The sequence below is a fragment of the Mycobacterium sp. NPDC049093 genome (assembly GCF_040704635.1).
Classification (GTDB): Bacteria; Actinomycetota; Actinomycetes; order Mycobacteriales; family Mycobacteriaceae; genus Mycobacterium.
This window is the reverse complement of sequence record NZ_JBEZJS010000002.1, coordinates 748,811-761,461: the sequence shown is the minus strand read 5'-3', so window position 1 is coordinate 761,461 and position 12,651 is coordinate 748,811. Positions and strand designations below refer to the sequence as shown.

Sequence of the window (12,651 nt, the reverse complement as noted above, 5' to 3'; positions counted from 1 at the left end):
CGGCTCAGGACCACCAGCGTTCGAGCACGTGGGCCACACCGTTCTCGGCATTGGTCACGGTGACCTCGTCAGCAGCGGCCACCGCCTCGGGGTGGGCATTGCCCATTGCCACACCACGCCCGGCCCAGCTCAACATCGGTATGTCGTTGGGCATGTCGCCGAAGGTGACGATGTCGGTCGCGCTGAGTCCCAGCGGGGCGGCCAACTCCGCCACACCGGTGGCCTTGCTGATGCCCAGCGGCACCACCTCGATCAGCCCGTTGTTGGTCGAGTAGGTGATATCACCTTGCAAGCCAACGTGTTTGAGCAGTTCGGCGGCCATGTCCGCACTGCGTGCGCCGGCCTTGCGGATGAGCAGCTTCACCGCGGGGGCACTGAGCAGATCCTCCACCGACACCTCGGTGTTGTCCGGATTGAGCCAGGCATGTTCGTATCCCGGTGAGCTGACGAACTGCGGGGTCGCGGCGTCGTGCGCAGACCGACCCACGCGTTCCACAGCCAGCCCCGCGCCCGGGATCACCCGCGTGGCGATCTCGGCGAGCTCACCGAGCACCTCGGTCGAGAGCGTGTGCGCCGACACGATGCGGTCGGTGGCGGGGTCGTAGATCACGGCGCCGTTGGCGCACACCGCCATCGGCGCGAGGCCCAGGCCGTCGACCACCGGTGCGATCCAGCGTGGCGGGCGTCCGGTGGCCAGGACGAACGTCGTTCCTGCCTCGACCGCAGCCTGTACCGCCGCCCGCGTGCGCGGCGTGACCTTCTCGTCCTCGTCGAGCAGCGTTCCGTCCACGTCCGAGGCGATCAGCCCCGGCGCCCGTTCGTCGCTCATCAATTATTTCCCGTCGCTTCGCTCGCCCGGCCACTATTTCCCGGCGCTTCGCTCGCCCGCTTGCGCGCACGTTCGGCCAGTTCTGCCTCGTCGAGCGCCTTCGCTTCGGCCGGTGTCGGCGCGCTTCCACCCAGCCGGTTCGGTACCCAGTACGCCCCGGCAGGTTCGGCGTAGCCCTGATGGGCCTGCTCGAGTAGTGCCGACATCGCGGCCCGCAGGGTGTCGTCGATCTGGGTGACCGGACCTGATGCCCAGATCGGCTCGCCGACCGCCACACTAACCGGAATCTTTTTGCGCCCCACCGACTTCGGGTGGTCCTTGGTCCAGATGCGCTGGGCTCCCCAGACGATCAGCGGAATGATCGGCACACCGGACTCCAGGGCCATGCGCGCCGCACCGGTCTTGAAGTCCTTGAGTTCGAAGCTGCGGCTGATCGTCGCCTCCGGGTACACCCCGACCAACTCGCCGCGGCGTAACGCGTCCACCGCTGCGCTGTAGGCACCCGCTCCCGCCCTGCGGTCCACCGGGATCGTCCCGGTGTGTCTGATCAGGTAGCCCACGGGCTTCACCTGCTCCATCTCCGCCTTGATCATGAAGCGCATCCGGCGGCCACGTTCGGTCGCGGCCAGTGCAGCGGGCAGGAAGTCGACGTAGCTGGTGTGGTTGATGGCGACGACGGCACCACCTGTGGTGGGCAGATTGTCCAGCCCACGGAAGGTGATCCGGGTGCCGGTGGCCCGCACCACGAGCCCGGCGGCAATCTCCAAACTTCGGAAGACCGGTTCCATACGCGACTTACCCCGAGAGCCCGGTGGGTCCAGAAGGTCCGGTGGGTTCGGTGGGCCCCGCGGGTCCGGCCTCGGCTCGCTTGGCCGCCTTGGCGGCAGCCTCCTCGGCATCCATCCGGTTCGCCTCGGCCAGCGTCGGGGCCGAACCGCCGAGCCGGTGCGGTACCCAGAATTCACCGGGCGGATACGGGCCGTAGGCGTCCTGCACCTGGGTGAGCAGATGTTGCATGCGCGAATGCAGCAGTGCGGTCAGCTCCGGCGCGGGCAGGGTGGGCTGGATCGGCTCGCCGAGGGCGATCGAGATGGGCACCTTGGGCCGGTACAGATTCTTCGGGTGGCCCTTGGTCCAGATGCGCTGGGCGCCCCACACGATGTGCGGCACGATCGGCACCCCGGCCTCGATCGCCATCCGCGCTGCGCCGGACTTGAAGTCCTTGATCTCGAAGCTGCGGCTGATCGTCGCCTCGGGGTACACCCCGACCAGCTCACCGGCCTTGAGGTAGTCGACCGCGGATTCGAACGAGGCGGCCCCGCTGTCGCGATCCACCTCGATGTGGCGCAGGCTGCGCATGATCGGTCCGGTGATCTTGTTGTCGAAGACTTCCTTCTTTGCCATGAACCGCACCTTGCGGCCCCGCTTCTGCAGGTAGGCAGGCAAGCCGGCAAAGGTGAAGTCGAAGTAGCTGGTGTGGTTGATGGCCACCACCGCACCGCCGGTGACCGGGAGGTTCTCCACCCCCGTCACCGTGAACTTCAGCCCCTGCAAACGCCAGGCAGCCCGAGCAACTTGTATGACAGTCCCGTACACCGGTTCCACGTAGCCAGCCTAATCCCAGCCCGGATCGGCGCGTCACCCAACTCGGGCTAGGCTGGGCGGGCATCGAAGTACTCCATCGAAAGGCCGTTTGTGCAGGTCACCAGCGTCGGGCATGCCGGCTTCCTGATCGAGACCAAGGCTGGCAGCATTCTGTGCGACCCCTGGGTCAACCCCGCCTACTTCGCCTCCTGGTTCCCGTTCCCCGACAACACGCAGTTGGATTGGGACACCCTCGGAAATGTCGACTACCTCTACGTGTCGCACCTGCACAAGGACCACTTCGACCCGGAGAACCTGCGCCGCCACGTCAACAAGGACGCCGTGGTGCTGTTACCCGACTTCCCGGTGCCCGATCTGCAGCGCGAGCTGCAGGCACTGGGCTTCCACCGGTTCTTCGAGACCACCGATTCGGTCAAACACACCGTCAGCGGCCCCAAGGGCGACCTCGATGTGATGATCATCGCGCTGCGCGCCCCGGCCGACGGCCCGATCGGTGATTCGGGCCTGGTGGTCGACGACGGTGAGACCGTCGTCTTCAACATGAACGACGCGCGCCCCGTAGATCTCGACATGCTGCACTCGGACTTCGGCCAGATCGACGTCCACATGCTGCAGTACTCGGGGGCTATCTGGTATCCGATGGTCTACGACATGCCTGCCCGCGCCAAGGAGGCCTTCGGCATCCAGAAGCGGCAGCGCCAGATGGACCGGTGCCGCCAGTACATCGCACAGGTCGGCGCGACCTGGGTGATCCCCTCGGCCGGTCCGCCGTGCTTCCTGGACCCCGAGTTGCGCGATCTGAACGACGACCACGGCGATCCGGCCAACATCTTCCCCGACCAGGTGGTGTTCCTGGACCAGATGCGGCGCCACGGGCATGACGGCGGGCTGCTGATGATCCCGGGGAGTGCCGCCGATTTCACCGGCTCACAGCTCAATTCGTTGACCCACCCGGTCGAGGACCCGGAGGTGATCTTCACCACCGGCAAGGCTGCCTACATCGAGGATTTCGCCCAGCGCATGGCCCCGGTCCTGGCTGCCGAGAAGGCCTCGTGGGCACCGGCGGCGGGCGAACCTCTGCTGCCGGGGCTGCGGGCACTGTTCGAGCCGATCATGAGCCAGACCGACCAGATCTGCGACGGCATCGGCTACCCGGTGGAGTTGCGGCTGTCCGGCCCCGACCACAGCGAGACCGTGGTGCTGGACTTCCCGAAACGCCTTGTCCGCGAACCCATCGCCGACGAGAAGTTCCGCTACGGCTTCGCGATCCCGCCCGAGCTGGTGCGCACCGTGCTGCGCGACGACGAACCGGACTGGGTCAACACCATCTTCCTGTCCACCCGGTTCAAAGCCTGGCGCGTGGGCGGTTACAACGAGTACCTGTACACCTTCTTCAAATGCCTCACCGCTGAGCGCATCGCCTACGCCGACGGCTGGTTCGCCGAAGCCCACGACGACTCCTCGTCGATCACCCTCGACGGGTGGGAGATCCAGCGTCGCTGCCCGCACCTGAAGGCCGACCTGTCGAAATTCGGTGTGGTGGAAGGCAACACCCTCACCTGCAACCTGCACGGCTGGCAGTGGAACCTGGACAACGGCAAATGCCTGACCACCAAGGGCCACGAGTTGCGCTGCAGCAAGTCATGACCGCCCCACGCCAGTACTACGACGACGGTCTGATCCAGTTGGACCGTGAGGCGATCACGTTGCGGCGCTATCACTTCCCGTCGGGAACCTCGAAGGTGATCCCGCTGCGGTCCATCAGCGGGTACCGGGCCGAATCACTCGGTCTGGTCCTCAACCGGTTCCGCATCTGGGGCAGTTCAGACCTGCGCCGCTGGCTGCCGCTGGACGTGTGGCGGCCCCTCAAGTCGACGTTGATCACCTTGAAGGTCAAAGGGACTCGCCCCGACCCGGCGTTCACCCCGCAGCGGCCCGCCGAGTTCATCGCGGTACTCGACGAACTACTGGGGCGCTGACCGTCAGTCCGCAGCGCGGACCACCTGCCGCAGTTCGGATGCCGCGCTCGAGGCACTGTCGTACACCCGCACGATGGCCTCGTCGCCCGGCTTGAGGAAGGTGGACTCGCCCAACGGGGTGTAGCGGGTGGCTCCGATGCCGATCAGCACGTTCTCGGGATGGCCGCTCGCCACCATCAACGCACCGACATCCTCCAACGGCGTGTCGGCCGAGCCCTTCTGGTTGGCCAGGCGTTCGACGATCCAGTCCAGCAGCACCTCGCCGTAGTACGAGTAGCCCACCAGAGGTGAATCCACGCCGTAGGCGTGCTGCTGGCCGCCGTCCTCGCTCAGGTAGCAGACCAGCCGCATGGTGGCCGTCGGACCGTCCGGGGTGAGATCACTGATCTCGAAGAATTGCGGCGCAACGCCTTTGGAGGCCGGACCCCAGTTCTTCTTGTAGCTGATCTTGGGTGCGCCCGGCCTGCGGATCGAGCAGTCGTTGAAGGCACCGAGCGCGAACGGCTCCAGCCGCACGACGGTGTCGCCGTTCCACACCACCCGGCAGGCCACCCCGACCTCGGGCTCGATCTGAAGGTTGAGCGGACCGTCAACCTCACCGGCCTCGGGCAGCACGATGGCGTCGCTGGACAGCGGGAACTCGCCCAGAAAGTCGTCCCGGCCGGGCGCGTACCACGGGAAGATACCTTTGGGCGCATACCCTTCGGTAACAACCTTGACGAAATCCCCGGCCTCCCCCGCCTGTTCGAGGTGCCCCGCGAAGTTACCCGCCACGCCGAAGCCGAACCAGTTGCGCAATTCGGCAAGGTCGATGTCGATCATGGCTGCAACCCTACTGTGGCCGCGACAAGCCGGTAACAAGTCGCTCTTAAGTCGCCGGGACCAGGCTGTGCTCCGCGAGTGCCGATCCACGCCGGATCGGCCGAATCCGAGGAGTGTCCCGTGCCGACAACCACCACAACCGCCACCGTCTCACCTCGTCGCGCGGGCGACCCCGCGCCGGACCTACTGGGTATCGCGTTGGCACACCGCGCGATGCTGGCCGACCTGCTCCGCCTGGCAGACCTGGCCGCGGCGGTGCGCGACCGGGATGTGATCTGCACTCCCGGCCGGGCCCGGGCCATCTCCCGGTATGTCGAGCTGCTGTGCGATTGCATCCACCATCACCACACCACCGAGGATGCGGTGCTCTGGCCGGCGATCTGGGCCAGTGTGGGCGACCACGTGGACCTGAGCGAGCTGATCGACGACCACGCCGCGCTGGACCCGCGGTTGGAGCAGCTGCGCGCCCGCGCCGCGGCGTTCCGGCTGTCGATGGGTGATCGCCACATCGCCGGCCTCATGGCCATGGAGCTGGCCGAACTGGCGGCCCTGCTGACCGAACACATCAACGACGAGGAGATGGAGGTGTTCCCGCTGATCACCGAGCACGTCTCGGTGGCCGATTGGGCGGCAGTGGAGAAAGCCGCCCGGGACGGCAGCCGGATGTCGTTCGACGGTCCGCGCTCGGTGGCGGTGATGACCGACGACGAGCGTGCCGCGCTGACACAGCACACCGGGATCGGCCAGCGGGTCCTGCTGGCCGGGCTGCTGGTGCTGCACCGGCGCCGGGAGCGGGCTGTCTTCGGCACCGCCGGCGGCAGTCGATAAGCCGGCACCGCCGGCCTCAGTCGATGAAGCGCCGCGCCTCGGCCGCCAACCGGTCCCTCAGCTTCGCGGCGGCCTCCCGGTAACCGCCCGCGTGCTCCGGCCGGCCCAGCGCGTCGGCAGCGACGGCCAGCGCCTCGTCGACGGGACCCACCATGAGACCGTCGACACCGAGTCCGGCGATGCGACCGGAGTAGGGCTCGAGCTCGGCCGCCCGGGCCTCGGCCTCCTCGACGTCGCCGAGCGCCACAGCCGCATTGACGCGCAGCACGGTGAACGGAAGCCAGAAGTACGCCCGCTCGATCGGTTGCCGGTCGCACCAGAGTTCGCGAGCCTCCGCCTCGCGCCCGCGCGCGATCAGCGCCAGCACCGCGGCGTCCAGCGCCGCAACCGACACCTCCCGGTAGAAGAACACCAACTCGTCGGCCAGCACACCGAGGTCGCCGAGGCAGAACTCACCCGTCACCCGGCCGACCATCGCCAGCTTGGCTCCGTTGGCGGCGCCGTTCTCGACCATCCGCGCCGCCAGGTCGGTGTAGGCGCCCACCGCCTCGTCCAATCGCGCTGCGAGCAGATACATCCGGGCACGGAACAGTCCCAGCACGCCGAGGAGATGGACGAGCTGCCCGGTACCGGCCCGGGCCACCGCGATGTCCACGTGTCGTTTCGCGGTCACCAGATCGGACCGATGACCAGCCGCCAGCGACAGCAGCCAGTGCGCCACCGCTTGATAGTCGGCCTGTTCGGTAGCCTCGGCGGTCTGCAGCAGTTCGGCAGCGGTCGATTCCCGCTCGCCATCGATGTCGGGGCCCAGCGCGCAGTACGCCCGGACATTGAGGGCAGTGCACAACAAGCGGCCCGACGATCCTGGGTCCTCGGCGTAGGCGCGTCGCGCCAGCTCGAGGAGTTCCGTGCTGGCGGCCAATGCGCCCTCCGGATCGGTGCCCTCCAGCTCCACATAGAGCGCCTTGAGCAACCGGATCCGTTCAGCCGCAGCGACTTCCGTCTGGCCACCGGCCAGCACCTGGCGCAGCAGGCCGATCATCTGCGCATCGGATTCGTCGTATTCGCGGTCCCGCCACACCAGCGGGGTGTCCCACGCGGTCAGTACCCGCACCATGAGGTCGTCGCGCGACTTCCCGGTCAGCAACTGCAGCGCGGCCTTCAACTCGATGCGCGCGGCGACGGCGTCACCGGACTGGGCCAGTGCGGAGATGAGCCCGCACCGGGCATCGATCTCGGGCTCGAGACCCTCGGCGCTGGGCCGCAGCCGGCGACTTGCCGCCAACTCCAGCATCTGCACCGCGGCACGCCACTGCCGGGCGGCTTCTACGTGAGCACCGACCGAATCCGCCTCGCGGGCTGCTGCTGTCGCGAAAGCCGTGGCGGCCAAAGCAGTTTCCGCTGTCGCCGACGCCACCGCGTGGTGTGCCAGGGCGGCGGGGTCGACGGATCGACCAGGCGCGCGCAACAACTCCAGCGCCGCACCGTGCAGCCGCGACCGCCGCAGTTTGGAGGTGTCCTCATAGAGCGTGTCGCGGACCAGCGAGTGGGCGAACCTCAATCGGCCTGGCGCCGGCTCGTCGAGCAGACCGAGCAGGACGGCCGGTTCGAGCGCGTCGAGCAGGTCGTCGGGATCGTTGCGTCCCAGTTCCGCTAGCAGGTCGACGTCGATGTCGCGGCCCAGCACGGCCGCTTGACGCAACGCCGTTATGGTCGGGCCCGGCAACCGGGCCAATCTGCGGCGCAACACATCTCGAACACCGACGGGCACCGAGGCCCAGACTGCGTCCGACCCCTCGGCGGCCATCAGCCGGGCCAGTTCGCGGACGAACAACGGGTTGCCGCCGGTGCGCTCACGCAGCAGTCGCAGCGCCTCCCCGCTGGCGGCGGTTAGTCCGTAGTCCGCTGCCAGCGCGGCCGTGGCCGCCGCGTCCAGACCGTCGAGCATCAGATGTGCCGCGGTGTGCACCGTCAGCGCCGCCCGCGCCACCTCGAGTTCGCCGCGGTCCTCCGACGGGCGATAGGTGCCGATGACCAACACCGGAAGATCCCTGATCCGGTCGGCCACCAGCCGCAGGAGCTCCAAGGTCAGGCCGTCGGTGCGGTGCAGGTCGTCGAGGACCACCGCCAACGGCTGACTGCCTGCGACCGCGCTCAACACGTCGGCCACCGCATGCCCCAGCCAGAACGTGCCCGGCTCGACCGCGGCGACGTCGTGCAGCAGCGGTGCCAACGCCTGCCTTCCGTCGTCCGCCGATGCTCCCGCCTCCAGCAGCTCGCGTAGCACCTCGGTCCACGCCCACCCCGCCGGCGCGCCGTGGACCTCTGGGCAACGGCCGAGCACGGTGCGCCAGCCCGCAGCCCGCAACCGGGCTGTCGCCGCGGCCGCCAGGGTGGTCTTACCGGATCCCGCCTCTCCCCCGATCCACAGCACGGCGCTGCTGCCGGCGGCGACAGCGCGTGCGGCAGTGTCGATCTCGGCGAATTCCTCGGCCCGGCCGTAAGCGGTCAATTCTGGGCCGCCGGGCGCGACGACCTCCGGGATCGCCGGCTGGGCCGGGCGGGAGGGCTCCAAATGGTCGGCCTGGCGCAGGATGTCGCTCTCGAGGTCGCGCAGCGCGCGGCCCGGTTCCAGACCGAGCTCGTCGACGAGGTGGTCGCGGGTGCGCCGCAGCACTTCCAGCGCGTCGGTCTGGCGTCCGGTCTGATACAGCGCCGTCGCCAGCACGGCAGCGGCACCCTCGCGGCCGGGACGCTCACCGACATGCCGTTCCAGCGCGGCGATCGCGGTGCCGTACCGGCCCAGCTCGACCTGGGCAGCGGCCCGGGCCTCCACCGCGGCCAGCCGGAGCTCGGTCAGCCGGGCGATCTCGGGCGCTGCCCACAGCGCATCGCCCGCCCCCGCGAACGGGTCTCCCGACCAGTCGGCCAAGGCCTCGTCGAGCAGGAACACGCGTTGCTGCGGATCCGATTCCCCATATGCGGCAGTGACTTTCGCCTCGAAATGCCAGGAGTCGACGGCGTCGGCCGGCAGTCGCAGACAGTATCCGGGCGCGGCGCTGACCAGGATGCGGGCCGGGGCGCGACGCTGCCGCCCCGGCTCGAGTGCCCGCCGCAGATGCGACACGTACACCTGGAGAGCCGCCAATGCCTTGGGCGGTGGTTCGCCCTCCCACAGGTCATCGATGAGACGGTCGACGGACACCGTGTGTCCGTGTGCGACAACCAGTCTCGCCAGCAGCGCCCGTTGCAGCCGGGCCCCCAGATCCACCGGCTGCCCGCCCACCCAGGCCTGTACGGGCCCGAGCACCCTCACCCGTACCACGCTGTCCCCCGACATGTCCGCAGTTCTACTGGGCCGCGGTGTGGACGGTTACCGGGGTTCCAGCACCGGGGTGCCGACGAACGGCACCAGCGCCTCGGGTACCCGCACGCTGCCGTCCGGTTGCTGATGGTTCTCCAGGATCGCCACCAGCCAGCGCGTGGTGGCCAGCGTGCCGTTGAGCGTGGCGGCGATCTGCGGCTTGCCGTTCTCGTCGCGGTAGCGCGTGGCCAATCGCCGCGCCTGGAACGTCGTGCAGTTCGAGGTCGAGGTGAGCTCCCGGTAGGTCTGCTGGGTGGGCACCCATGCCTCGCAGTCGTACTTGCGTGCCGCCGAGGAGCCGAGATCGCCTGCGGCGACGTCGATCACCCGGTAGGGCACCTCGATCGCCGCCAGCATCTGGCGCTGCCAGCCCAGCAGTTGCTGGTGCTCGGACTCGGCGTCCTCGGGCTTGCAGTAGATGAAGCCCTCGACCTTGTCGAACTGATGCACGCGAATGATGCCGCGGGTGTCCTTGCCGTAGCTGCCGGCCTCGCGCCGGAAGCACGACGACCAGCCGGCATACCGCTTCGGACCATCGGACAGGTCCAGGATCTCGCCCGAGTGGTAGCCCGCCAGCGGCACCTCGGAGGTGCCGACCAGGTACAGGTCGTCGGCTTCGAGCCGGTAGATCTCGTCGGCGTGGGCGCCGAGGAATCCGGTGCCCGCCATGACTTCCGGGCGCACCAGCACCGGCGGGATCATCAGTGTGAACCCGTTCGCCACGGCCACCTGGGTGGCCAGCTGCAGCAGGCCCAGCTGTAGCAGCGCACCGGCACCGGTGAGGAAGTAGAACCGCGAACCCGACACCTTGGCGCCGCGTTCCATGTCGATGAGCCCGAGCGCCTCGCCCAGCTCGAGGTGGTCCTTGGCGTTCTCGATCGCCCGCGGCTCGCCGACGGTGTCCAGCAGCGCGAAGTCGTCCTCGCCGCCGGCGGGCACACCGTCGATGATCACGTTGCCGATCGCCATGTGCGCAGCGGTGAAGGCGCTCTCGGCCTCGGCCTGCGCCACCTCGGCGGCCTTGACCTGCTCGGCCAGGTCCTTGGCCTGCTGCAGCAGGGCCGGACGTTCCTCGGATGTCGCCTTGCCCACCAGCTTGCTGGCGGCCTTCTGGTCGGCCCGCAGATTGTCGGCCGTCGAGATCGCGGCCCGCCGCGCCGCATCGGCCTGCAGCAGGGCGTCGACGCGCGCCGGGTCTTCCCCGCGGGCTCGTTGCGACGCACGGACGATGTCGGGATTGTCGCGCAGCAGCTTGAGGTCGATCACGGGCGCAACCCTACTTTTTGAAGTGCGAAGACGTACATCTGAGGTGGTCGAACAGGTGGCGCCGGTCGAGTGTGACGGCCTCCGGGCACAACCTCGCAACATTACAACCGCATCACTTGTCACAGGGGCTGACACGCCTGTCACAATGGAGGGCAATGTTGGAAGCACCCGAGCACCCCGAGTACCCCGAGCACGGGGCCCTGCTCGCCGAACCTCTTCCGGACGGACAACCCGCGAGGGAACGGTGGTGGCAGAGTCTTGCGGCCGCGTCGACGCGACGTGCGCTGCTGTTGACCGCGCTCGGCGCGCTGCTCATCGCCGGCCTGATCACCGCGTTGCCCATGGGTGGGGGATCGAACTCCGCACCGGGCGCGATCGCCCTCGGGCCGCGCGGCAACGACACCTTCAATCACGTCAAGCGCGGCGACTGCCTGAACTGGCCCGGCCGCAACCCTGACGCCGCCCACATCGTGGACTGCAAGGACAACCATCGCTTCGAGGTCGCCCAGGCCGTCGACATGCGTACCTTCCCCGGCAGCGAGTACGGGCCAGGTGCGCCGCCGCCGTCGGTGGACCGGATCAAGCAGATCAGCCAGGAGCAGTGCACCCCGTCGGTCCGTAGTTACCTGGGTCCGAAGTACGACCCGAACGGCAAGTACACGATCGGGCTGCTGTGGTCGGGCGAGAAGGCCTGGAAGCAGTCCGGTGAGCGGCGCATGCTGTGCGGGCTGCAACTGCTCGGCCCCGGCGACGGCCAGTTGGAGTCGGCGGGCAAGGTATCCGACGTCGATCAGTCGAAGGTCTGGGCCGCCGGCACGTGCCTCGGAATCGACGCCGCCACCAACCAGCCCACCGACGTCCCGGTCGATTGCGCGGCACCGCACGCCATGGAGGTCACCGGCGCGGTCAACCTCGCCGAGAAGTTCCCGGGCGGATTGCCTGCCGAGGGCGATCAGGACAACTTCATCAAGGACGCGTGCACCGCGCAGACCGATACCTACCTCGCCCCGGTCCAGTTGCGCACCACCACGCTGGCACTGAGCTACAGCACGATCTCACTGCCCAGCTGGTCGGCGGGCAGCCACCAGGTGTCGTGCAGCATCGGCGCCACGCTGGGCAACGGCGGCTGGTCGACACTGGTCAACAGCGCCAAGGGCCCGCTGATGATCAACGGACAGCCCCCGGTGGCGCCGCCTGACATCCCGGAGGAGCGGCTCAACATGCCGCCCATCCCGATGCCGGATGTGGACGAGACCTCGTCCTCGTCCTCGTCGTCGGGTTCGTCCTCGTCGTCAGGTTCGTCCTCGTCGTCGGGATCCGGTTCGTCGGGATCCAATTCGTCCGGTTCCGGCTCATCGAGCTCGTCGGGGTCCTCGGGTTCGTCGGGATCCTCGTCGAGCGGCCAGCACATGCCGCAGGCCTCGACCACCGCAGCGCCGGCTCCGACGCAGGCCAACACCTTCAACCCGCCGCCGCCCGAGCAGGCACCGGCCCCGGCACCCGAGCAGGGCCCCGCGCCGGCTCCCGATGGTGCGGCACCACCCGCGGGCCCGCCTCCGGGTGAGCCTGCCCCCGTACCGCCGGCGCCGTAGCCGTGCCGGTGCGGATGAGCTCGCAGCGGTTCGACGAGTTGGTATCCGATGCGCTCGACCTGATCCCTCCGCGGTTGACGGCCGCGATCGACAACGTCGTGATCCTGGTGGAGGACCGCGATCCCGAGGAGCCCGAGATCCTGGGCCTGTACCAGGGCGTCGCGCTGACCGAGCGGGATTCCTGGTACGCCGGCTCATTGCCGGACACCATCACGATCTACCGCGGGGCCCTGCTGGATTTCTGTGACAGCGAGGCCGATGTGGTCGACGAGGTGGCCATCACCGTGATCCACGAGATCGCACACCACTTCGGGATCGATGACGAGCGGCTGCACGAACTGGGCTGGGGATGAGCCCGCGCGGCAA

Annotated in this window: 11 protein-coding genes; 5 read left to right on the top strand and 6 right to left on the bottom strand. The window is 68.6% G+C overall.

Features of this window, described 5'->3' with window-relative positions:
• Positions 1–4 precede the first annotated feature (4 nt).
• Genes AB0876_RS09215 through AB0876_RS09205 form a run of 3 tightly spaced genes read right to left on the bottom strand, consistent with a single transcriptional unit; the run spans position 5 to position 2,434 of the window.
• The gene (locus tag AB0876_RS09215; protein ID WP_491839658.1) at positions 5–829 is read right to left on the bottom strand and encodes an HAD family hydrolase; all 825 of its coding nucleotides are present in this window, start codon (positions 827–829) and stop codon (positions 5–7) included.
• Positions 829–1,617 carry a lysophospholipid acyltransferase family protein gene (locus AB0876_RS09210; RefSeq protein WP_491839657.1) on the bottom strand — a complete coding sequence of 263 codons (789 nt, stop codon included), beginning with the start codon at positions 1,615–1,617 and terminating at the stop codon, positions 829–831. Before AB0876_RS09210 ends, AB0876_RS09215 begins: the two co-directional genes overlap by 1 nt.
• 7 nt (positions 1,618–1,624) lie before the next feature.
• Entirely contained in the window at positions 1,625–2,434 is an 810-nt protein-coding gene (locus AB0876_RS09205) for a lysophospholipid acyltransferase family protein (protein WP_526041785.1), read from the bottom strand.
• Positions 2,435–2,524: 90 nt separating this feature from the next.
• On the opposite strand from AB0876_RS09205, the gene AB0876_RS09200 reads away from it, so the two are divergent.
• The gene (locus AB0876_RS09200) at positions 2,525–4,081 is read left to right on the top strand and encodes a Rieske 2Fe-2S domain-containing protein (protein ID WP_491839655.1); all 1,557 of its coding nucleotides are present in this window, start codon (positions 2,525–2,527) and stop codon (positions 4,079–4,081) included.
• Entirely contained in the window at positions 4,078–4,413 is a 336-nt protein-coding gene (locus AB0876_RS09195) for a hypothetical protein (protein WP_448446133.1), read from the top strand. Before AB0876_RS09200 ends, AB0876_RS09195 begins: the two co-directional genes overlap by 4 nt.
• Positions 4,414–4,416: 3 nt before the next feature.
• On the opposite strand, the gene AB0876_RS09190 is transcribed toward AB0876_RS09195, so the two are convergent.
• Positions 4,417–5,235: a DUF5718 family protein gene (locus AB0876_RS09190; RefSeq protein ID WP_491839654.1), complete on the bottom strand. Its 819-nt coding sequence runs from the start codon at positions 5,233–5,235 to the stop codon at positions 4,417–4,419.
• Positions 5,236–5,355: 120 nt separating this feature from the next.
• On the opposite strand from AB0876_RS09190, the gene AB0876_RS09185 reads away from it, so the two are divergent.
• Positions 5,356–6,063 (top strand): hemerythrin domain-containing protein, encoded by a 708-nt coding sequence (locus AB0876_RS09185; protein ID WP_526041784.1) that lies wholly within the window; start codon positions 5,356–5,358, stop codon positions 6,061–6,063.
• A gap of 16 nt (positions 6,064–6,079) precedes the next feature.
• Here AB0876_RS09185 and AB0876_RS09180 read toward each other — a convergent pair whose 3' ends face one another.
• Together AB0876_RS09180 and serS are read right to left on the bottom strand one after the other, a co-directional pair.
• Positions 6,080–9,403 (bottom strand): ATP-binding protein, encoded by a 3,324-nt coding sequence (locus AB0876_RS09180; protein ID WP_491839652.1) that lies wholly within the window; start codon positions 9,401–9,403, stop codon positions 6,080–6,082.
• 33 nt (positions 9,404–9,436) lie between these two features.
• The gene (gene serS, locus AB0876_RS09175) at positions 9,437–10,693 is read right to left on the bottom strand and encodes a serine--tRNA ligase (protein ID WP_491839651.1); all 1,257 of its coding nucleotides are present in this window, start codon (positions 10,691–10,693) and stop codon (positions 9,437–9,439) included.
• 155 nt (positions 10,694–10,848) lie between these two features.
• Between serS and AB0876_RS09170 the strand changes: the two genes are divergently transcribed.
• A complete protein-coding gene (locus AB0876_RS09170) occupies positions 10,849–12,285 on the top strand; it encodes a septum formation family protein (protein WP_491839650.1) in 1,437 nt (478 codons plus the stop codon).
• 2 nt (positions 12,286–12,287) lie between these two features.
• Positions 12,288–12,638, top strand: coding sequence for a metallopeptidase family protein (locus AB0876_RS09165; protein WP_491839649.1), 351 nt, complete (start codon positions 12,288–12,290; stop codon positions 12,636–12,638).
• The last annotated feature ends 13 nt before the right edge of the window (positions 12,639–12,651 follow it).